This is a genomic window from Paenibacillus albicereus (assembly GCF_012676905.1).
GTDB classification, from domain to species: Bacteria; Bacillota; Bacilli; order Paenibacillales; family Paenibacillaceae; genus Paenibacillus_O; species Paenibacillus_O albicereus.
This window is the reverse complement of record NZ_CP051428.1, coordinates 1,411,718-1,431,244: the sequence shown is the minus strand read 5'-3', so window position 1 is coordinate 1,431,244 and position 19,527 is coordinate 1,411,718. Positions and strand designations below refer to the sequence as shown.

21 protein-coding genes are annotated in these 19,527 nt (G+C 60.6%); 4 read left to right on the top strand and 17 right to left on the bottom strand.

Going from position 1 to position 19,527, the window contains the following annotated elements:
- Positions 1-4: 4 nt before the first annotated feature.
- From HGI30_RS06265 to HGI30_RS06220, 10 genes are all read right to left on the bottom strand, one after another.
- The gene (locus tag HGI30_RS06265; RefSeq protein ID WP_168906856.1) at positions 5-154 is read right to left on the bottom strand and encodes a hypothetical protein; all 150 of its coding nucleotides are present in this window, start codon (positions 152-154) and stop codon (positions 5-7) included.
- 15 nt (positions 155-169) lie between these two features.
- Complete coding sequence (locus HGI30_RS06260) at positions 170-1,072, bottom strand: hypothetical protein (protein WP_168906855.1); 903 nt, start codon at positions 1,070-1,072, stop codon at positions 170-172.
- 12 nt (positions 1,073-1,084) lie between these two features.
- The gene (locus HGI30_RS06255) at positions 1,085-2,026 is read right to left on the bottom strand and encodes a magnesium transporter CorA family protein (protein WP_168909759.1); all 942 of its coding nucleotides are present in this window, start codon (positions 2,024-2,026) and stop codon (positions 1,085-1,087) included.
- Positions 2,019-3,422 (bottom strand): ATPase, T2SS/T4P/T4SS family, encoded by a 1,404-nt coding sequence (locus HGI30_RS06250; protein WP_168906854.1) that lies wholly within the window; start codon positions 3,420-3,422, stop codon positions 2,019-2,021. Before HGI30_RS06250 ends, HGI30_RS06255 begins: the two co-directional genes overlap by 8 nt.
- Positions 3,419-4,255: a CpaE/TadZ family protein gene (locus HGI30_RS06245; RefSeq protein WP_168906853.1), complete on the bottom strand. Its 837-nt coding sequence runs from the start codon at positions 4,253-4,255 to the stop codon at positions 3,419-3,421. The genes HGI30_RS06250 and HGI30_RS06245 overlap by 4 nt, the downstream gene beginning before the upstream one ends.
- Entirely contained in the window at positions 4,252-4,971 is a 720-nt protein-coding gene (locus HGI30_RS06240) for an SAF domain-containing protein (protein ID WP_168906852.1), read from the bottom strand. The genes HGI30_RS06245 and HGI30_RS06240 overlap by 4 nt, the downstream gene beginning before the upstream one ends.
- A 225-nt stretch (positions 4,972-5,196) precedes the next feature.
- A complete protein-coding gene (locus HGI30_RS06235; RefSeq protein WP_028600569.1) occupies positions 5,197-5,547 on the bottom strand; it encodes a type II toxin-antitoxin system PemK/MazF family toxin in 351 nt (116 codons plus the stop codon).
- Between the two features lie 3 nt (positions 5,548-5,550).
- Positions 5,551-5,832, bottom strand: a complete 282-nt coding sequence (locus tag HGI30_RS06230) for a CopG family ribbon-helix-helix protein (protein WP_028600570.1) — start codon at positions 5,830-5,832, stop codon at positions 5,551-5,553.
- 182 nt (positions 5,833-6,014) lie between these two features.
- A complete protein-coding gene (gene alr, locus HGI30_RS06225; RefSeq protein WP_168906851.1) occupies positions 6,015-7,208 on the bottom strand; it encodes an alanine racemase in 1,194 nt (397 codons plus the stop codon).
- 171 nt (positions 7,209-7,379) lie between these two features.
- Positions 7,380-8,510, bottom strand: a complete 1,131-nt coding sequence (locus HGI30_RS06220; protein WP_168906850.1) for a LolA family protein — start codon at positions 8,508-8,510, stop codon at positions 7,380-7,382.
- Between the two features lie 215 nt (positions 8,511-8,725).
- Here HGI30_RS06220 and HGI30_RS06215 point away from each other — a divergent pair, with 215 nt between their 5' ends.
- The 3 genes from HGI30_RS06215 (at position 8,726) to HGI30_RS06205 (ending at position 12,224) form a co-directional block, all read left to right on the top strand.
- Entirely contained in the window at positions 8,726-10,351 is a 1,626-nt protein-coding gene (locus HGI30_RS06215) for an ABC transporter substrate-binding protein (RefSeq protein WP_235680341.1), read from the top strand.
- Between the two features lie 115 nt (positions 10,352-10,466).
- A complete protein-coding gene (locus HGI30_RS06210; protein WP_168906849.1) occupies positions 10,467-11,324 on the top strand; it encodes a carbohydrate ABC transporter permease in 858 nt (285 codons plus the stop codon).
- A 93-nt stretch (positions 11,325-11,417) separates the two neighbouring features.
- Positions 11,418-12,224 carry a carbohydrate ABC transporter permease gene (locus HGI30_RS06205; RefSeq protein WP_168906848.1) on the top strand — a complete coding sequence of 269 codons (807 nt, stop codon included), beginning with the start codon at positions 11,418-11,420 and terminating at the stop codon, positions 12,222-12,224.
- 197 nt (positions 12,225-12,421) lie between these two features.
- Here the strand turns inward: HGI30_RS06205 and HGI30_RS06200 are convergent, their stop codons facing one another.
- From HGI30_RS06200 to HGI30_RS06180, 5 genes are all read right to left on the bottom strand, one after another.
- Complete coding sequence (locus HGI30_RS06200) at positions 12,422-12,616, bottom strand: type II toxin-antitoxin system antitoxin (protein ID WP_168906847.1); 195 nt, start codon at positions 12,614-12,616, stop codon at positions 12,422-12,424.
- A gap of 11 nt (positions 12,617-12,627) precedes the next feature.
- Positions 12,628-13,497 carry an SPFH domain-containing protein gene (locus HGI30_RS06195; protein ID WP_168906846.1) on the bottom strand — a complete coding sequence of 290 codons (870 nt, stop codon included), beginning with the start codon at positions 13,495-13,497 and terminating at the stop codon, positions 12,628-12,630.
- A 166-nt stretch (positions 13,498-13,663) separates the two neighbouring features.
- Complete coding sequence (locus HGI30_RS06190) at positions 13,664-14,182, bottom strand: hypothetical protein (protein WP_168906845.1); 519 nt, start codon at positions 14,180-14,182, stop codon at positions 13,664-13,666.
- 126 nt (positions 14,183-14,308) lie between these two features.
- A complete protein-coding gene (locus tag HGI30_RS06185) occupies positions 14,309-14,653 on the bottom strand; it encodes a hypothetical protein (protein WP_168906844.1) in 345 nt (114 codons plus the stop codon).
- Positions 14,654-14,762: 109 nt separating this feature from the next.
- Complete coding sequence (locus tag HGI30_RS06180; RefSeq protein WP_168906843.1) at positions 14,763-15,743, bottom strand: magnesium transporter CorA family protein; 981 nt, start codon at positions 15,741-15,743, stop codon at positions 14,763-14,765.
- Positions 15,744-15,849: 106 nt separating this feature from the next.
- Between HGI30_RS06180 and HGI30_RS06175 the strand changes: the two genes are divergently transcribed.
- Entirely contained in the window at positions 15,850-16,641 is a 792-nt protein-coding gene (locus tag HGI30_RS06175) for an SDR family oxidoreductase (RefSeq protein ID WP_168906842.1), read from the top strand.
- 79 nt (positions 16,642-16,720) lie between these two features.
- On the opposite strand, the gene HGI30_RS06170 is transcribed toward HGI30_RS06175, so the two are convergent.
- Together HGI30_RS06170 and HGI30_RS23740 are read right to left on the bottom strand one after the other, a co-directional pair.
- Positions 16,721-18,058, bottom strand: a complete 1,338-nt coding sequence (locus tag HGI30_RS06170; RefSeq protein WP_328805251.1) for a TrkH family potassium uptake protein — start codon at positions 18,056-18,058, stop codon at positions 16,721-16,723.
- 85 nt (positions 18,059-18,143) lie between these two features.
- Positions 18,144-19,505, bottom strand: coding sequence for an ATP-binding protein (locus tag HGI30_RS23740; protein ID WP_456238628.1), 1,362 nt, complete (start codon positions 19,503-19,505; stop codon positions 18,144-18,146).
- Positions 19,506-19,527 lie beyond the last annotated feature (22 nt).

Sequence of the window (19,527 nt, the reverse complement as noted above, 5' to 3'; positions counted from 1 at the left end):
CGCATTAAGGGGCCAGGTTGCCGATCATCGTGTTCGCGCCTGTGCCTTGGGCTTGGATCCGCGAGCGGGTGCCGGTCGCATTGTCCGCAATGATCGTATTGAAGAGCACCAGCATGACGACGATCATCATGACGGTGACGAGAATGTTCCGCATGCCATCACCTCCTTTTCAGTTCAGGGATTCGAACAGCTTCTGGCTTTCTCTCACCCAGGGATAGATGAAGACTTGAAACGTGTACAGGATCGGCAGGCCGGCGAGCACGAACAACACGTATGAACCGGACTCCTTGCGTGATTCCTTGGCAATTTCCAGCTTCTCCTTGTAATCGCGAATCCGCTCCCGCAGCAGCTCGTAATAAGCTTCATCTTCATGCAGCCGCAAGGAATCGATCGTCTCGGCGAAGCTGATCGCCTCTTCGGTGCCGACGCGCGCTTTGAACGCTCTTATCGCCTCTGCCGCATCGTGGTACCACTCGCCGAGCAGATTCTGGAGCTCGCCGCGAATCGTCCTCGTATACGGCACGCAGCGCATCAGCTTGGCATGGATATGAAGCGACGAGCCCTGCAGGTACAGCAGCTGAGTGCTGACGGTATGAATTTCGCGGATGACTTTGGCGGAGCGGGCCTGCCGGATCGCTTCCAGCGCAATCTTGTCGACTAGCAGAGAGAACACCAGTAAAATCAACGCTCCCCATCCTGCAAGCGGAAGAAGGAGAAGAGGCTTGGCGCCGAGCGCGGGCAAGCCGGCTCCGATCAGAACAGCAAGCGCCGATCCCGAGAAGATGACGCGACGAGCGGCCGCATAGGCTGCCGCGTCCCCTTGGATGCCGCAGCCGGCAAAAAGCCTCGCCCGCTCTTCCACGACCCGGCTCGTCCGGGTCAGCCCGACGAGCTTCAGCTGGCGGTCCCCAAGCAGGCGATTGTCCGGCCCGCGCCGCTGCAAATGCATCCAGCGCGGTCTTTTGGTCGTCAGCTTCTTGAGAAGCGCATAAAGCAGGACGGTCATCAGGATCGCCTGGGCCAGCCACGCAAGCACGAAGCCGGCGCCGTTCAAAGCCTCGATGAGCTTCATGTCGCCCCTCCTTTACATTCTCTTGCGAGAAAGCCACAGCCCCATCACGAAGGACGCGAAAATGAGGACCAAGGCGTTAAGCAAAATATCTCTGCCGGCAGGATCCAGCACGTAATACCGGTAGGAGCTCTCCGGGTTGTAGCGGAAATTAATGCCGAGGAACAATCCCAGGAACAGCACCGGGGTGAAGTTCGCGATGCGAATCTCCAGCAGCTTGTGCCTTTCCTGCTCATTGGCCCGTCTGGCCCGCCGCATGTCGGAAATCAAGTCATGCAAATTGTCCGAGATGTCATGCCCTTCGCTGATCGCCACCCGCAAAATCTGGACAAAGTAATCGCCCCACAAATGGCCGAGAGAAGCGGAGAACAAGCGCAGGCTCGCCTCGTCGTCTCCTCGGACGCAAAGATTCCGGTAAAGCTGCTCAAAGGATGCTTTGAGGTGTCCGTGAAGCCGGTTCTCCTCGACCATTCGCCGAAGAGCCCCCCGAATCTGCCTCTGCCCTGCGACAAGATAGCATTGATAAAACAGCTCGGCGGCTGGAAGGAATTCGAGCCGGGTCTGCAGCTGCCGCTGGACCAGCATCATCTTCAAGACCGCGTAAGGGGTCAGCGCCAGCATCAGGCCGAGCATCAACGCCCCCTTGAGACTGAGGAACAGGATCGCGCCGCCGGCTCCTCCCAGCGCCAGCAGCAGCAAGGACAGCAGAACAAGACCTTCCGGCCGAATTCCGGTTTGAAGCGCGTCCAGCGTATCTCGCAGCTCCCGATAGAGCCATCCGGACCGCTCCAGATTGCGCCGGAGCCGCTCGCGCAGCGATCTGCCCCGGCGATAGTCGAGCCGGCTCGTGGCCAAGCGCGAATCGTCGCCGAAGCGGAGCGCGGACGCGATCAGCGGGAGGAGCGTCAGACACAGCAAGATCGATGCCGCCAGGACGAGCCAAGACGCATCAGGCATGGAGTGACTCCTCACCGAATCCGGACTCCTGCAGCGTCAAGCCGCATTCGGCAAGCCTGCGAACCGCTTCGGAGCTAGGCTTCGAAGCCAGCTTCCAGCCCTCTCCGCGCCGATAGAGAGCCCATTCTTCCAAAGAAGCCTCGCCGTCCCGCCAGCAAATCTCGCCCATTCGCAAGATTCTCCGCTTGCCGTCGGCGATCCCCATCTCGATGCCGATCTGCGTGACATGCCGGGCGATCCGCTTGCACAGCCGCCCGGGGTCCATCCCCCGGCCGTCGAGCATGCACATGTCCGTGATCGCTTCCGGCACGTCCTCCAGCCGGCTGGCATGCACGGTCGTCATGCTGCCGGCATGTCCGCGCGTGCAGGCACGAACATAAATGTTGGCGTCCTCGTCGCGAATCTCGGCGTGGACGATCCGCTGCGGGGACTGCCGGAGCGCCAGCTTGAACGCTTGAGCCGGCCCATGGCGGTCATCCTCCTCGTCCGTCTCGTATTCGACGACGTTCTTGTGCGGGAATTCTTGGCCGAGCATCATCTCGAGCCGGGACTCCAGCGTGACGATCCGTTCCTCGTCGGGCAGCTCAGCGATAAGCGCCTTCAGCAGATGCGTCTTGCCCGAGCCGGTCGGGCCGATCACGACCAGATTGAACCGCGCGGCCAGCACGGCGTGCAGCATGCGCGACATCTGCGTGCATAGGGTGCCGTATGCCGGAGCGGCCAGCTCCTCCAGCCGGAAGGCCTGTGCTTGGTAGAACCGCATCGTCAGCGTCGGCAGCGAGGTGAAGCCGTACGCGGTCATCGTCACCCGCGTGCCGTCGCGCAGCATCACCTCCGCCCAGCGCTTGCGCGGGTTGATGCGGTCGTTGTTGTACAGCACCAGATTCTGCTGGATCCGCTCCACTTCGCCGGGCGTCTGGAAATCAATCGGAGATCGCTTCACCGTCCCTCCTCGCATGAGGTAGATCCTCGTGCCGACCACCTGGATTTCCTCCAACCCATCCCGTTCTTCCAGAATGCGCTCCAGTACGCCGAGCCCGATCACTTCCGCGAACAGCGCCTCAGCCAGAGACTTGTAAGGAGCCCCCATTCCGGGCAGCTCGTGAAGCCGCAGCTTGAGCAGCCGGTCGGCGACGAGCGCCATGATCTCTCTCCGCTCCCGCCGATAGCCGAGCACGGCTCGATTGAGCCTCTCTCCGTACTCTCGCCGCTCTTCGTCCGTCATGCCCCGAGGGGAGGCAAGGTACGTCCGCATGTCCTCCGCCGCCTTGGCGAACGAATCGGGAGCGGCGCCGCCTGTCTGCTGTCCTGCCGGGGCCTCGGTCGAAGCGGGAGGGCGCCGTCCCGATCGCAGCTCCGCCGCGAGCGCGGCAGGCGAGAACCGCTCTCCGCTCATATTCTCAGCTCTCCGCGGTGAGCCTTGAGCTTGCGGAACCAAGGCTGCTTGTCCTTGTTCGGACGGCAGCGAATTCCGTGCCGCTCCGCCAGCTTGTCCGAAGCTTCCTCCATCGCGATTCGGCCGACCGCGTCCTGCTTGAGCCAGGCATGGTACCGGCCCCGATCGAGCGAATCATAAAAAGCTTGATTGGTCTTGAATTCGGCGATCAGGGACAAGCGAGTTTCCTTTTCCATCTCTTTCATGCGATAACCTCCAGTAGTCCATGGGGATTGAATGGCGAGCAGATCGAATCGGTCCGGCTCGATGCCGAACAAGGGAGAGACTTGCCGTACCCAGCGGTTGCAGTCTTCTTGAAAATGGGAAAGGGCTCCCGTCGTGCAAAGGACGCGCGAGCTCGCGGCGCGCATCGCGCCGATCGTCGCGGCATTATCCCAGTAGCTGCCGACGTCGGCGACGACGATCGGAAACGCATTCCGCGCGGCTTCCAGCAAATGGTCCATCTCATCGACGGAGTAGAATTCTGCTTGGTCGCGCATCTGATTGCCCGCCAGTACATGGACGAGCGGCTGCCCCTCCGGCTGCATGCAGGCCCGGCGAAGCTGCGCAGGGGCCAGGGAGGAGGAGGTCAATTCGGGACGGATGCCGTCAAGCGTCGCTTGCGGCCGATCTTGGCCGATGAAGCGATGGATCTTGGCGCTCTTGAGGTTGAGGCAAAGGAAGCCGACCTCCTCCCCGCTCCTGTCCGCCAACCTGCATGCGGCCGCGAATGCGGCGGACGTCGTGCCGATATTCGGCGTCGTGCCGATGAATGCGATCAGCGGCGCGCTCATGGCCCATGCTCCGATCCCGCGATATCGAGCGAATCGGAGCTGTAGGCGATGACGAGCTTGGTCTCCCCGCCCTTGCACAGCTCGTCGATCCGAAGCCACTGCGCCTCGGTCAGGTTCAAATTGACGAATTCGATCAAGCCGTTGGCGTCCCGGCGCGAGGCATACATCTTTTGCCGATTGCCTTCCGCAAGCGAGAGCAAGTTCGGATTGTCCAAATCGTCGATCTCCTGGTTGCCGCTCGTCTTGACCGATGCGACGACGACCGGGTCGGCGAACAGCCTCCCGGACGACGTTTCGGCGCCCGAGGCGTACAGCACGACGCGGTCTCCGGCCCGGATGCCGCTCGAAACGGAAAGCACGTAATCCCGCGGCAGCTGGAAGGTCGACTCGCTGCGGGCCGGCAGCAGACGGTAGGAGTCGAGCTTCCAGTCCCTCAGCGGCTCGCCCTGCCCAAGCGGCACGACGGCTTCCTGGCCGGCAGCCAGGGACGCCTCCGACATCATGTCCTCCGCATACGCTCCGGAAGGAATGGTGTGCATGCCGAGGTCCTGCGCCTCGATCCGCTCTCCCGCCGCGATGAACCGTTTCGGGACGAGCACCTGCACCGCGTGCTGCCGCTCGATCGTCCGAAGCTGCACAAGGTAAAGCCCGTACACGAGGAGCGCCGACAGCATCGCCGCCGCGATCCAGATGAACCTGTTCTTTCTTTTGCCCATAGCGGACCTCCTGAGACAAAATAAAAAACGCAAGCAGGAACCTCGGGGAGGTTCAACCGCTTGCGTTCTTCGCGAGCTGATGCGATGTCTGCCATCGCATTCCATATTTGACTGAATTCATAATATCAATCGGATAAAGGGCTGTAAAGCTTTTTTTAGCACGGTGCTCGTTCAAGCTGCCGGGCAGCGACCTCATGGCACCCTGGCGCCGGGGCCGCGCCCGAATCAAAAGTCGATCAGCCCGACGCTGATCTGCAGCGCATCGTCGACATGGCGCATCATCTCGTCGTCGAGATGGGTGATCTTGTCGGTCAGACGCTGCTTGTCGATCGTCCGGATCTGCTCCAGCAGGATGACCGAATCCCGGTCGAAGCCGTGCTCCTTGGCGTCGATCTCGACATGCGTCGGCAGCTTGGCCTTTTGGATCTGGGCCGTGATGGCGGCGACGATGACGGTCGGGCTGAAGCGGTTGCCGATGTCGTTCTGAAGCACGAGCACGGGGCGCACGCCGCCTTGCTCGGACCCTACGACTGGGGAAAGATCAGCGAAAAACACATCTCCGCGTTTGACGATCAATCGCTACACCCCGCTTACGAGACGGCCGAGCGCCCGGTCAGCGTCTTCCTCCGCTTGAAAAGCTTCCGAGGCCATGTTCAGGTTGATTTTAGCCATTTCCAGATAACCTCTCTGCATCAACTCACGGATTTGACGCTTCTTGCGTTCCACCAGATACAGCTTCATCGCCTGGCGGATGAACTCGCTGCGGTTGGAATTCTCCTTGGCGACAATGCCGTCCACTTCTTCCAGCAGATGATCCGGAATGCTGATCATGATTCGTTTGGTATTCTGTACATTGGCCACCAACTCGCACCTCCAAAACTTGTCAAAGCCCATTACCATTATGTCTCCGATGCAAATAGGCTATACTCCACCATACCTATGAGGTGCCTGTATGCTCTAGAACAGGCGAGGCGGGAGCCCCCTGTGGGGGCAATTCGCCGTATCGCGACGATATTCCTGCTTGCCGACCGCAAAAAATGACATCAACCGTGCGAAAGCGGATTCTCGACCTCTACGATCTCGCCGCCCCTTACGTAGACTCTCGGCACCCTCGAAGCGAGCATGCACGTGATCTCGTAGTTGATCGTGCCGAGCTGCGCGGCCAGCTCCTCCGCGGTGATCTCCGCGTCTTTCTGGCGGCCGATCAGCACGGCTTCCTCACCGGCGGCGATCGGCGATCCCGTCGCCGCCTCGGCCGCGTCGAGCGCCACCATGCACTGATCCATGCAGATCGTGCCGGCGACCGGCACCCGCTGGCCGCGCACGAGCGCATGCGCCTTGCCAGTCAGCAGCCGGCTGAAGCCGTCCGCGTAGCCGATCGGAATCGTGCCGATGCGCTCGCCCCGCTCCGCGAAGTAGCGGGTGCCGTAGCTGATGCCCCAGCGCTCCGTAAGCGCCTTGACATGCACGAGCTCGGACTTCAGCGAGAGCACCGGCTGCAGCGACAGCTTGGTCCGATCCACCTCGTCCGACGGATACAGACCGTACATGCCGATGCCGAGCCGCAGCATGTCTCCGCCGAGCTCCGGCGTGTCCATGCCGGCGGCCGTATTGGCGCTGTGCAGAATGCCGATCGGCAGTCCTCGCCTGCGGATCTCGTCCGAGACGGCCGCGAAACGCGCATATTGCAGCTCGGTATAGCTCTTGTCCGCTTCGTCCGACTTGGCGAAATGCGTGAACATGCCCTCCACGTGCAGCTGCGGCACGCGCAGCGCCTCCTCGATGAAGCGCATCGCGTCGCCGGAGCCGTCGGCGAGCCGCCCAAGCCGGCCCATGCCCGTATCGAGCTTCACATGGACCTTGAGCCGGCGGGAGCCGTCCATCGGCAGCGAACGCGCCGCCTCGAGCACGTCGTCCCGGTACAAGGCGATCGTAATGTCCAGCGAGCGGGCGAGACCGAGCGCATGCGCCGGCACGTACCCGAGGACGAGGATCGGCATCGCGATGCCGGCCCTGCGGATGCGGACCGCCTCGTCGAGAAAGGCGACGCCGAGATAATCGGCGCCGCAGGCCTCCGCCTCCCGCGAGACCGGAACGAGTCCGTGGCCGTAGGCATTGGCCTTGACCGAAGCGAGCAGCTTCATTCCTTCCGGCGTCGAGCTCCTGAATGCCCCGATGTTGTGACGCAGGGCATCGAGGGAAATCTCGGCGCGGGTCGGACGGTAATAAGTTTCCACCTGTTTCATCCCTTTTCGCTTGAAAACCCAATGCCTCTAATGGTACCCTCGATGCCCGGCAGTGTCAATGAACGAAGCCCTCCGTCCGGCTGCCACCTGTTGGCAGAGGAAAGCCCGGCAGAAGCCGGCAAAGCGCCGCGGCCATCCGCGGCCTGCGGCGCTTCGCTCGCTTTACTTGGTCATGTCGTCGACGACCGACTGCGCGACCTGAATCAGCTCGTTCTCCGGCAAATTATCGGAAGTGAGGCGGAAATAGGTGCCTTGGTAGGTCCACGCCAGCGTCATCGGCTGACCTTCGCTCAGCTGGCCGACCGTGTAGCCGAGATCGACGATCCGTCCGGTGCCTGCCGCCGACGCGTAGTCGTCCGGCTGCGTCTCGATCAGCGTGTAGCTGTACGTGCCGTCATAGCGCAGCATGACGCCCGGATTGCCGCCGAATTCGATGTCGCTGCTGTCCTTGAACGCGATGCCCTCCGGACCGAGGTAGGACGGCTCCATCGGGATGAAGCTCGAGCTCGACGGATCGGCGGCGACTCCGCCCCCGGACGCGTTGCCGTCCTCCTCGGCTGCTTCCGGATCGGCGCCTGCCGCGTCATCGGTCACCGTGCCGTCCGTTGCTCCCGCCTGGCCTTCCGGCACGGCGGTCGTCGGCTGCGAGCCGGCTGCCGGGGAGCTTTGCAGGTTCGCCTTCGTATCGAACACGCTCTTCTCCAGCTTCTCGTTGAATTTGAACGAATCGAACTTCACGTCCACAAGCACGGCGCTGTTGGAGTCGCTCACCTCGACCTGCTTCGGAGCATAGTTGTCCTTGCTCAGCCAGATTTTCTGGCGGGCCAGCGAGGCGTTCTGGTAGTTCGCCATGACGTCGAACACATAGCTCTCCTTGTCGCTGGCGAACTGGCGGGAATTGTCCTTCAGGATGCTCTCCACCAGCGTCTGGTACAGGTATACCTGCCCCTGCTCCTCCGGCCAGTTGCTTTGGAAGCGGAACACTTTATTGAGGCTCGGCGTCAGGACGAACACGCCTTCATCGTTGCGCAGGACGATCTGAGTCAGGTCCTTCTTCTCGTTCGTCAGCGCGATCCGGTAGTAGTTCGGCTTCTGGAATTTCACGTCGACCTTGTACTGAAGCGGCTGCGTAGCCGTATGCAGCGTCATCGTTCCCGAACCTTGATACGTTTCCGTCTTCTCCTGCAGCTTGCCGAGCTCCTTCACCACGGAGCCCGCATCCTTTTTGCCGCATCCGGCCAGCACCAGAATGAAGCAGGCCATCAGAGCCGCGATCAAGCTTATGCGATGCATCTTCTCATCCCCTCTGCTCGTTGAGTTTTCCTAAGCTGATACATGTCTATGAGGGGACTTGGCCTTTTATGCGGACGAGATTGACGAGCCGGCTCCGAGCGGGAGAGCGGCGCTGAATATTAGATGAAGCCGAATTCCAGGACGCGGCATCCTCCAAGGCTTTCGCGGAGCGGAGGAAGGAGTTGGGTCTAAAGTCCCGGCGCTGCGATCGTCCGATGGACGAAACCCCGCGGGTCCGCAGCAGCCTTCCCGATCGGCTCGATTGCAGCAGCAGCGCCGTCTGCAGGCCGCTAGTCGAGTGTCTGGCGAAAGGAAAAGAAGAGAATAATCCCCCTTGGTTATCGATGAATACTCTCCCTCCCCATAGGAATGTCCCCCATCCAGCGAACCAATCTTGCCTTGGCTGTGCGCTCCGCAAAGCCTACACTTTAGGTAAGCGAGATGACGAATCTTGCAGAATCGATACAACGAATTCAAGGGGGATTTTCGCAATGTTGAAGAAGAAATCCACAACGGCTTTGGCCGCGCTTTCCATGGCTACCGTGCTTGCCCTCACCGCTTGCGGCAGCAACGGCAACAACGCCAACAACGGCAGCGCCGCCAGCTCCAGCCCGGCTCCTAGCGCAAGCGCCGCGCCGAGCGAAGCTCCGGCTAAAGACGTGACCCTCCGCGTATTCTCTACGTTCGGCGGCACAGACGCAGCCCGCGAGGCGTTCCAAAAGCTCCTCGACGACTACTCCGCCCAATATCCAAACGTAAAAATCGAAAACGACGTCATGTCGGCCAACGACGACGGCTTCCGGACGAAAGTCAACTCCGACATGAACAGCGGCAACGAACCGGACCTGCTCTTCTACTTCGTCGGCGCCGACGCCAAAGGCTTCGTAGACGCCGGCAAGGTCGTTCCTCTGAACAGCCTGCTCGACGAAGACGCCGAGTGGAAAAACGGCTTCATTCCTTCCGCGCTGGAATCCGTCAAGCAACCGGACGGCAACATCTACGCCGCTCCGCTGACCGGCTTCTACGAAGGCCTGTTCGTCAACAAGGCGATCTTCGAGAAATACAGCCTGGAGCTGCCGACCGACTGGGACAAGCTGACGAAAGCAATCAAGACGCTGGCTGAGAACAAGGTCATTCCGCTGGCAGCGCCGTTCGACCAGTCCCACTACCTCGTCGAGCACTCCATCCTCGGCGCAGCCGGTTCCGAAGGCCAAAAAGCGGGCCTGCTGAACGGCATCAATCCGGAGTGGGAGCTCGGCATCGGCAAGCTGAAGGAGCTCGGCGACCTGGGCGCTTTCGCAAAAGACGCTTCCACGATCGACCTGACGATGGCAGCGAACTACTACTCCCAAGGCCTGGCTGCGATGAACCTCGAAGGCTCGTGGGCCATCGGCGGCATGTCCGACGAAGTCAAGGCAACAACGACGGTTCTTCCGTTCCCGGCAGCACCAGGCGGCAAAGGCACCGGCAAAGACGTTGTCGGCGGCTTCGGAAGCGGCTTCTACCTTTCCAAATCGACGTTTGACAATGCCGACAAGAAAGATGCTGCTGTCTCCCTCCTGAAATACCTGACGAACAAAGATTCGATCAAAGCAATCGCAACGGCAAACGGCGGCACGCCAGCGGCCGACGTTCAAATCGAAGGCCTGCCGCAAGTCGCGCTCGACGGCTTCAAAATGGTCGCGGACTCGACGTCCGTGAACTCGCCGATCGACAGCTACCTGGCACCTGAGACGTTCACGACGATCCGTCAAAACGTGCAAGCGGTCGTCAAAGGCGACAAAACGGCGAAGCAAGCGCTCGAAGCAGCGGAGAAGATCGAAAAGGCGAACAAGAAGTAATCCTGCTTCTCTCGCAGTCCATCTATAATTCACCCTCGCCGCCCCTCTGACTGCATGGGCGGCGAGTTCATTTCCGCCTCCAGTTCCATCCATTACGAGCAAAAAAGGTGATTGTATGAAGGGTGATAAGAAGTATATCGTGGCGTTCCTGGCGCCAGCGCTGATCCTCATTTCCACATTTGTCTACTACCCGTTCCTCAAGAGCTTGTATCTGAGCTTCTACCGCACGTCCGGCTTCTTCGATAAAAAATTCGTCGGGCTCGACAACTACAAGCGGATGTTCTCGGATGAGCTGCTCGGCGCAGCGACGCTGCACACGCTGGAGATCATGCTCTACACGATCGTGTTCCAAGTCGGCATCGCCCTCGTGCTCGCCGTCATGGTCGACAACATTTCCAAAGGAAAGCAGTTCTTCCGCACCGTCTTCTTCTTCCCGATCGTCATCTCCGGCGCGGCGATTTCCCTGCTGTTCGTGCTGATCTACAACTATCAGTTCGGCATGCTGAACAATGCCCTCTCCGGGTTCGGCATCGAGAAGATCCTTTGGCTGAGCGAGACCGGCTCGCTTAAAGCCGTCGCGGTTCCGACCGTCTGGCATTACGTCGGCTTCTATTTCATCCTCTTCCTGACCGCGATGTCCAAAATTCCTTCGGACTTTTACGAAGCGGCCAAGCTCGAGGGCATCTCCGGCATCAAAAAAACGACGATGCTGACGATTCCGCTTATTTTGAGCGACATCAAGGTCGTGCTCATTCTGGCTATTACCGGCACGCTCAAGGTGTTCGACTTCGTCTGGATCCTCTCCCGCGGCCAAAACGGCACGGAGGTGCTCGGCACCTACATGTACAAAAAAGCGCTCGTGGACCAGAACTTCGGCTACGGCTCGACGATCGCCATCTACATCGTCGTGTTCGGCCTTGTCTTGTCCCTCATTACGAACCGATTGCTCAAAAAAGAAGAGATCACCTATTAACCTGTTATGGGGTGGAAGCAGATGCAGCAAGTCAATGGAGTGAAAACCATACCTGTCCAACAACAACGAGCCGGCAAGCGTTTCCCCTTTGGAATGGCGTTCATGTATGTCTGCCTCTCGCTATGGGCGCTGACGACGATTTATCCGATGTTCTGGATCATCAACAACTCCTTCAAAATGTCGAACGACGTCATGAACGATTCCTTCTCCCTCGCCATGTCGCCGGTGCTGACGAACTACGAAACGGCGTTTGAGCGAATCAACATCGGAAAGGCGTACGCCAACAGCCTCATCATGTCGGGGTCGACCGTACTGCTCGTCCTCATTTTAGGCGGCTTGGCCGCATACGTGCTGTCGCGCTTCAAATTCCGCGGGCGCATCGCACTGAACTCCCTGCTCGTCGCGACGCTGCTCATTCCGTCGTTCGCCACGGTCGTGCCCGTATACGAGCTTCTTATCAAGTGGGGCTTCGTCAATCAGTATTGGGGCTTGATCCTTCCGCATACCGCCGGCAACCTGACCTTCGCGATCCTGGTCATGACCGCCTATATGGCGACCATACCAAAAGAGCTGGAGGAAGCGGCCTTTATCGACGGCTGCAACCGATTCAACATGTTCACCCGAATATTCTTCCCGATCGCCCGTCCTGTCTTCGCTTCGGCAAGCATCTTCGTCTTCCTCTGGTCCTACAATGATCTGTTCTCGGCCTTGATTTTCGTCAACAAGGAAAACGTCCGGCCCATCGTGGCGCTGCTCAACGAAATCAGCTCCCAGTACGGAACCGACTTCGGCCTCATGGCCAGCGCCGTCTCCCTGACCGTCGTGCCTATCCTCATCGTCTATCTGTTCATTCAGAAGTACATCGAGAAAGGCATGACCGAGGGTGCTGTAAAAGGCTGATAACTCCGATAGCATCATCCTTGCCAGACTCATCCGCTCCGCCCAGGAGCGAACGGCAGCATAGAAAAAGGCTCCAGACGCCCGATCCCGGGCACTGGAGCCTTTTGACGTATACGAAAGAACGATTGCTATGGCTGACCGTCACAGCGCCTGCGCTTGCAGCGTCATGCGCGCGGTCGAGAGGCGCGGCAGCGAACTCAGTCCGTCTGCCCCTCCTGCGGGGGCTCAGGCGGAGCGCCCCGCTTCAAGCGCCCGGATTTTCGCAGCGACTCGCGGAGCAGGAACTCGATATGCGCGTTGACGCTTCGAAACTCGTCGGCCGCCCACGACTCGATCGCCTGGTAAATCTCGGGGTCCATCCGGAGCGGGAAGGACTTTCTTTCCTTAGGCATCGCGGATGCTCCTAATTGTAAAGCGTTCCTGCATTGATGACCGGCGTCGTGCCGCGCTCCGAGACAATCGCCACCATCAGATTGTTGATCATCGCCGCCCGCCGCTCCTCATCGAGAACGACCCCGCGGGCCTCCAGCTGATTGAGCGCAGACTCGACCATGCCCACCGCTCCATCTACGATCTTCTGCCGGGCCGATACGATCGCCTCCGCCTGCTGACGCTGCAGCATCGCGCCGGCGATCTCCGGCGCGTATGCCAGATGGGACAGCCTCGTCTCCAGAACCTCGACTCCCGCTACCGTCAGACGCTCTTGCAGCTCCGCGAGCAGCCGTCCGCTCACCTCGTCCGCATTGCCGCGCAGCGACACCGCGCTCTCGTCCTCGTACGTATCGTACGGGTACTGCGCAGCCAGATGCCGGATCGCCGTCTCGCTCTGAATCTCGACAAACGTCTCATAGTCGTCGACCTCGAAGCTCGCCCTGGCCGTGTCCGTGACGCGAAAGACGACGACGGCCGCAATCTCGACCGGGTTGCCCGAAGCATCGTTCACTTTGAGCTTCTGGCTGTTGAAATTGCGCACTTTCAGCGAAACCTGCGACTTGGCGCTGAACGGCATGACGAGCCAAAGTCCGCTGTCGGTCACGGTGCCTTTATACCGTCCGAAAAAAGTGATGACCTTGGCCTGGTTCGGCTGGACGATCGTCAGCGCGCTGAACAGGATGAGCGAGCCAAGCAGAAGCACTGCGCCAAGGACGTATCCCGCCGTACCAAATCCGGTATCGTCGCTTCCAATAAACAGAAACACAGCTCCGACAATAGCGACGACTCCGAGCAGCGCCGCGCCAAAGCCATTGGTGTGCCATGCCTTTCGTTCTTGCATCGTCATTCCCCCCACATCATCTTGATATAAATATGATATCACTTTTTCTTTCAGTTTGGAAGCCCAAAGAAAAGAACTGCCTCCAGGTCCATGTAACGACCTTTTGGAGGCAGTCCTTTCGTGCGGCTGCTTGCTGCAGCGCCGCTCCGCTTCAAGCGCCGTACCTTCAGGCGTTAGGAGCAGGCGCGGGAGCGGTCGGCGCAGACGGCCGCTCGGGAAGCTTCAGCTTCCCTTCCTGATGGAGCTGGCGCAGCTTCTCCCGGAGCTGCTGCTCGCTCAACCCGTTCGTGTCGATGCCTTGGGCGGCGGCGAACGCCTTCATCCGCTCCAGCTTCTTCGCATGGAGCTGCTGCTTGAACTGCGCCCATTTTTCCGGCTGCTTCGTTTTCTGCTCGCGAATCTCCTGAAGCAGCTGCTCCTCGCTCTTGCCTTCCGTCTTCAAGCCGAAAAACGAGACGGCCTCGCGGATCATCATCTGCTTGTGGGCTTTGCGGTAGCGCTGATGGCCGGGATGGCCCTTCGGATGGCGAAGCTCTCCGTGGGGCGATTCGATGCGGTCCGGCGCGGAGGCCGGAGCTTGGGACGGCTGCGGCTGAATCGCCGCGGCTGCCGCTGCGGTCGGCGCAGACGCCATGATGGCGGCCGCAAGCAGCCATGCGCTGGTTTTGGCGGCAATGTGGTTCATTCATCCGTTCCTTCTTTCGGGATGGATTCTGGTACGTTTTTACCGTTTCCTTCCACGAGCGATCTTATTCCATGAACATGCAAAAAACCCCTTTCTTTCGAAAGGGGTCGTAGCAGTCGAAGAAGATCAACCTTCGATCGATTGACGGTTCAGCAGGCTGTTGAACTGGTCCTCGTTAAGGTCGCGCTCCAGCACGTCGGCGATCTCGATATCCTCGCAGTCCGGCTTCGTGAACGCCTTGCCTTTCATATAGTACCCGTTCGATTTGGCGGCCGCATAGTAGCCGCACAGCTTTTCAGCGGTCTTCACCGCTTGCTCCTCCGAATCGTAGCTCGCCAGATTGTTGCCGAAGCTGAGCGGATTTTTGGAGCTTTGAATGTTGACCCGATAAGGAGCAACCGCATCCGACTCTTCGTGTTTGACCAGAATCTCGATGTCAGAGCAAGTATTCCGATATTTGATGGACATCATCAACACCGCCTATTGGTACCTCATCGAGTGAGGCAGATTCGGCCAGTGCCGTTAGCGCTGCCGTACTAGCTATTAAACCGCTTGCTTCAGCTGTTAAACAACCGCCGCCTTACATTTTCTCGCGCCGGTTGTCCGAACGCAGCAGATCGCCCATCCAGCCCTTCGCGCGCATCCAGACGTAGACGGCGAGGGTCGAGCCGCCGATGACGCCGAGCGCGATCCAATAGCCGGCCTTCCACTCGAGCTCGGGCATATGCTTGAAGTTCATGCCCCAGATCGCCCCGATGGCCATCATCGGCGTGCACAGGATGGTGAAGACGGTGAGCGTCTTCATGATCTCGTTGCCCCTGTAATTGGAAAGGTTCTCTTCGAGCAGCAGCAGCGACTCCAGCTCCCGGCTGTATTCGTCCTGCAGCATAATCATGCGCTCGAGCCGGGACTGCAGCGCCTGGTCGATGCGGCTCTCCTCCATCTGCTCCGGGAAAGCCTCCTCCAGCGCGTAGCGGATCTCGCGGATCGGCCGCGTCAATCCGGTCCAGTGCAGCAGCCTTGCGCGGAGCTCGACGATCCGATGGAACATGTAGCCGCCGTTCCGCTCCTGCAAGCTGTCCTCCATCTCGCGCAGCTTCGCCTCGAACCGGTCCATGCCCTCGAAGAACGGCTCCATGATGCCGGCGAGCAGGTGGATGAAGCCGTCCAGAGGCGAGTCGGCGTCCTCCGCGTGCTCGAAAAACAAAGCCGATTTCTCGCAGCCTTCGACGATCGCCTCCTCCTGGAAGCCGATCGTGTAGAGCGCATCTTTCCGAAGCAGGAAATGGAAATGCGAGCTTCGGCTCCCCTCGTCATCCGCCCTGCCGCTGACCAGCGTTCCAAATACGGCGTTTTGCTCGCCTTGCAGCGAGATCGCCGACAAATAGTTCGTATCCCGGCTGGCGCTGTTTCTTGCCCATTGGGCCAGCACCGGCTGCTCGTCAAGCTCCTGAGCCGCCTGCTCGCAGCGGTCGAACCTTTTCCATCGCCACTGCGGCTCCTTCCCTTTCTCCTCCGCCCCGCTCACGCCGATCCCCCGCTTTCTCGAATTTCTGCTCATTCTTACCCGTTTCCATAGGCCGTACAACCATCGACTCATCCGGTTTATTCTGCCACCGCCACGGGGTAATGATGATGCAAAACGATTCCGCAAAGGAAGTGTTCGCATGCGCTTGAAAGGAAAAACCGCCTTCATTACCGGGGCTGCCTCCGGCATCGGCAAAGCCTCGGCCCTGCTCTTTGCCCGCGAGGGGGCCGACGTCGTGCTCGTCGACGTCAATCAGGAGCGCCTCGAGCAGACCTGCAACGAGCTGTCGGCTCTGCCTGGAGCCGGCCGCTGCTTGGCCGTCGAGGCCAGCATTTCGAGCGAGGAGCAGCTGGAACACGCCTATCGGCGAGCGGACGAGGCGTTCGGCAGGCTGGATATCGTCTTCGCCAACGCCGGCGTCAACGGAACGCTGGCGCCGCTCGAGAGCATGAAGGCGGAGGAGTGGTCGCGCACGATCGAAACGAACCTGACCGGCACCTTCCTCACGATCAAGCACGCCATCCCTCGGCTGAAGCAAGCGGGGGGCGGCAGCATCCTCGTCACGAGCTCCATCAACGGCAACCGGGTGTTCACCAGCTTCGGCATGAGCGCTTACAGCACGTCCAAAGCGGGACAGGTCGCGCTCGTGAAGATGGCGGCGCTGGAGCTCGCCCAGTTCGGCATCCGCGTCAACGCCATCTGCCCCGGCGCGATCGATACGTCCATCGACGAGAGCACCGACCTCAAGAAAGAAGTGGAGGAGATTGCGATTCCGGTCGAGTTCCCCGCAGGCGCCCAGCCGCTGGCCGGCAAGTCGGGATCGGCCGAGCAGGCCGCCAAGCTGGCGCTGTTTCTCGCCTCGGACGATTCCGATCATGTGACCGGCACGGAGATTTACCTCGACGGCGCGGAATCGCTGCTCCGGGGATGAGCGCCTCTCTTGGGCAACCGTCAAAAAAAACGCCTACGGATGCGAGATCCGAGGCGTTTTCTTGACGATCGAACGAAGGTCAGCCGATGATGATTCTTCCTTCGGGATAGCGGAAGCTTTCTTTTTTGGGCTTGGAGCGGAAGGCGAAGGCGAGCGTCAGCAAGCCGAGCCGGCCCATGAACATGAGGGCGATGATGACGCCTTTGCCCGGGTCCGTGAGCTCCACGGTCGCCCCGAGGCTGAATCCGACCGTGCCGAACGCCGATACGGCCTCGAACAGCAGGACGAGGAACGGCCCGTCCTCGACCGTCGTCAGGATCATCGTCGCGGCGACGATGACGATCACCCCCATGAGCGTGACCGTAATCGCCCGGTACAGCTCCCGAGCCGCGATCCGATGGCGGAAGACGACCGCGTCCTCGCGGCCGCGGATGATCGTGACGATGCCGGCGAGCAGCACGACGAACGTCGTGATTTTGATGCCCCCGCCGGTTGAGCCCGGAGCGGCGCCGATGAACATGAGGATGACCATCATGAGCTGGGTCGCCTGGCGCAAATCGGCGATCGGCACCGTGTTGAGCCCCGCGGAGCGCAGGCTGAACGACTGGAACGCCGATGCCCACAGCTTGCCGTCCAGGCCGAGCGGCCCGAACGTGCGCGGGTTGGTGTATTCAAAGATGAAGAACAGCACGGCCCCTCCCACCGTCAGCACGGCCGTCGCCCACAGCACCACTTTCGTATGGAGCGACACCTTGCGCTTCTCCGGCCAGCGGATCAAGTCGGCCATGACGATGAAGCCGATGCTGCCGAAAAAGATGAGCGTCATCGAGACGAGGTTGATCGCCGGATCGTCGACGAACTGGCTCCATCCGCCCAACAGCTCGAAGCCGGCATTGTTGAAGATGGACACGGCATGGAAGATGCCGTTGTAGACCGCCTCGCCGAAGCTCATCCGATCCATCCATGCTAGGGTGAGCATGATCGCGCCGAGCCCTTCGATGGCGGCGGAGAACAGAAAGATGCGGATGACGAGCTGTACGATGCCGCTCATCTCATGCTGGTTGAGCGATTCCTTCAGAACAAGCCGGTCCTTCAGCGAAATCTTGCGACCGAAGGCCAGAGCGAACCAGGTGGCCGCGGTCATGAAGCCGATGCCGCCGAGCTGGAACAGCACGAGCAGCACGATTTGGCCGAAGCGGGAATAGACGGTGCCGGTATCCAGGATCGTGAGGCCGGTGACGCAAGTCGCCGAGGTGGCGGTGAACAGCGCGTCCAGCAGCTTGATCCTCTCCCCGCTGGCCGACGCAGCGGGCAGGCTGAGCAGCGCCGTGCCGATCAGGATGAGCAGCAGGAAGCCGGTTGTCAGCACCCGGGGAGGGGATGAGTAGGTTTTTTGGATCATGCGAATGAAAAACACCGGATGAAGCTCCTCTCTAACGGTTCAAAAAGCCGCTGTCGCGCCTTATCCTCCCTACTATAGCCGAAGAGGAAAAGGCAGTCCACTAATGCGTGGACTGCCTTTGGGCGGCGGGCTCGCCGAGCAGGTGCCGGGTGATGGCCGTCTCCAGGATGTCCGGCCGGATCGGCTTGCTGATGTAGTCCGTCATGCCGGCCTCCAGGCATTTTTGCCTGTCGCCGGGCAGCACGTTGGCCGTCATGGCGATGATCGCCGGGTAGGCCGAGCCGGACTGCCCCACGATTCGCCTCGTCGCCTCCAAGCCGTCCATGACCGGCATCTTCATGTCCATGAAGATCAGATCGTACGTCCGGCTCAGCGCCATCTCGACGGCAAGCTCGCCGTTTTCGGCCACATCCGCCTCGATGCCGAAGCGGTCGAGCAGCTTGAGGATGAGCTTCTGGTTCACCTCGTTGTCCTCCGCCACCAGCACGCGCGGCGCCTCCTGCTTGCGGGAGCGCCCTAGACGATCCAACAAAGGCGGCGCAAAGGGCAGCACTCCCCCGCCGCCGTACCGGTCGGGCAGCAGCGTCTCCATCTCCGGCATCGCCGCAGCGCCGATCTCCGCGAACGTATCGCTCAGCATCGCCGAAAAGGAAAACGGCTGGGAAGCCTCCCAACGCGGATGAGGCTCGGCGCTCGCTTCCGCTCTCGGCTGAGGCAGATCGGCCTGGCCGGAGCCGGGCTTCTCCTCCACCCGCTCCAGACGGACGGTGAAGGTAAACACCGCCCCTCTAGGCTCGTTCGGAACGCAAGCGATCGAGCCGTCCATCAGCTCCACCAGATTTTTGCAGATGGCGAGGCCGAGGCCGGTTCCGCCGTATTTGCGGGTCATCGACGAATCCAGCTGGGAGAACGGCTGGAACAGGTCCGCCAGCTTTTCCTCCGGAATGCCGACGCCGGTGTCCCGCACCTGGAACTCGACCGTCATGTCCCGGGCCGACCCTGCGAACGCGCCGGAGCCCGGTCTCGCGCTCACCTCGATCCGTCCCTCCGGCGTGAACTTCACCGCATTGCTCACCAGATTCATCAGAATCTGGCGCAGCTTGGTCACGTCGCCGTAAACGTATTCCGGCAAGCTTTCGTCGACGATGCAGAGCATTTCCAGGCTGTTCTCCCGCGCCTTGGCGATGAACAGGTCCAGCGACTCGTCAAGGCAGCTCTTGAGGCTGAACGGAATCCGTTCGAGCTCCAGCTTGCCGGCCTCGATCTTGGCATAGTCGAGAATATCGTTGATGACGCCGAGCAGGGAGTCCCCGCTTTTGAGGATAATCTCCGTAAAGTCGCGCTGCTCCTCGTCGAGATCGGTCTCCGTCAGCAGATTGGTCATGCCGAGGATGCCGTTCATCGGCGTGCGGATCTCATGGCTGACCATCGCCAGGAAATCGGTCTTGGCGCGGTCCGCAATCTCGGCCGCTTCCTTGGCGGTC

Bases quoted from the DNA above. Each gene is read 5' to 3' on its own strand.
- HGI30_RS06265 (WP_168906856.1), bottom strand. From the start codon at position 154: ATGCGGAACATTCTCGTCACCGTCATGATGATCGTCGTCATGCTGGTG.
- HGI30_RS06260 (WP_168906855.1), bottom strand. From the start codon at position 1,072: ATGAAGCTCATCGAGGCTTTGAACGGCGCCGGCTTCGTGCTTGCGTGG.
- HGI30_RS06255 (WP_168909759.1), bottom strand. From the start codon at position 2,026: ATGCCTGATGCGTCTTGGCTCGTCCTGGCGGCATCGATCTTGCTGTGT.
- HGI30_RS06250 (WP_168906854.1), bottom strand. From the start codon at position 3,422: ATGAGCGGAGAGCGGTTCTCGCCTGCCGCGCTCGCGGCGGAGCTGCGA.
- HGI30_RS06245 (WP_168906853.1), bottom strand. From the start codon at position 4,255: ATGAGCGCGCCGCTGATCGCATTCATCGGCACGACGCCGAATATCGGC.
- HGI30_RS06240 (WP_168906852.1), bottom strand. From the start codon at position 4,971: ATGGGCAAAAGAAAGAACAGGTTCATCTGGATCGCGGCGGCGATGCTG.
- HGI30_RS06220 (WP_168906850.1), bottom strand. From the start codon at position 8,510: ATGCATCGCATAAGCTTGATCGCGGCTCTGATGGCCTGCTTCATTCTG.
- HGI30_RS06215 (WP_235680341.1), top strand. From the start codon at position 8,726: ATGGACGAAACCCCGCGGGTCCGCAGCAGCCTTCCCGATCGGCTCGAT.
- HGI30_RS06210 (WP_168906849.1), top strand. From the start codon at position 10,467: ATGAAGGGTGATAAGAAGTATATCGTGGCGTTCCTGGCGCCAGCGCTG.
- HGI30_RS06205 (WP_168906848.1), top strand. From the start codon at position 11,418: ATGGCGTTCATGTATGTCTGCCTCTCGCTATGGGCGCTGACGACGATT.
- HGI30_RS06200 (WP_168906847.1), bottom strand. From the start codon at position 12,616: ATGCCTAAGGAAAGAAAGTCCTTCCCGCTCCGGATGGACCCCGAGATT.
- HGI30_RS06195 (WP_168906846.1), bottom strand. From the start codon at position 13,497: ATGCAAGAACGAAAGGCATGGCACACCAATGGCTTTGGCGCGGCGCTG.
- HGI30_RS06190 (WP_168906845.1), bottom strand. From the start codon at position 14,182: ATGAACCACATTGCCGCCAAAACCAGCGCATGGCTGCTTGCGGCCGCC.
- HGI30_RS06185 (WP_168906844.1), bottom strand. From the start codon at position 14,653: ATGATGTCCATCAAATATCGGAATACTTGCTCTGACATCGAGATTCTG.
- HGI30_RS06180 (WP_168906843.1), bottom strand. From the start codon at position 15,743: ATGAGCAGAAATTCGAGAAAGCGGGGGATCGGCGTGAGCGGGGCGGAG.
- HGI30_RS06175 (WP_168906842.1), top strand. From the start codon at position 15,850: ATGCGCTTGAAAGGAAAAACCGCCTTCATTACCGGGGCTGCCTCCGGC.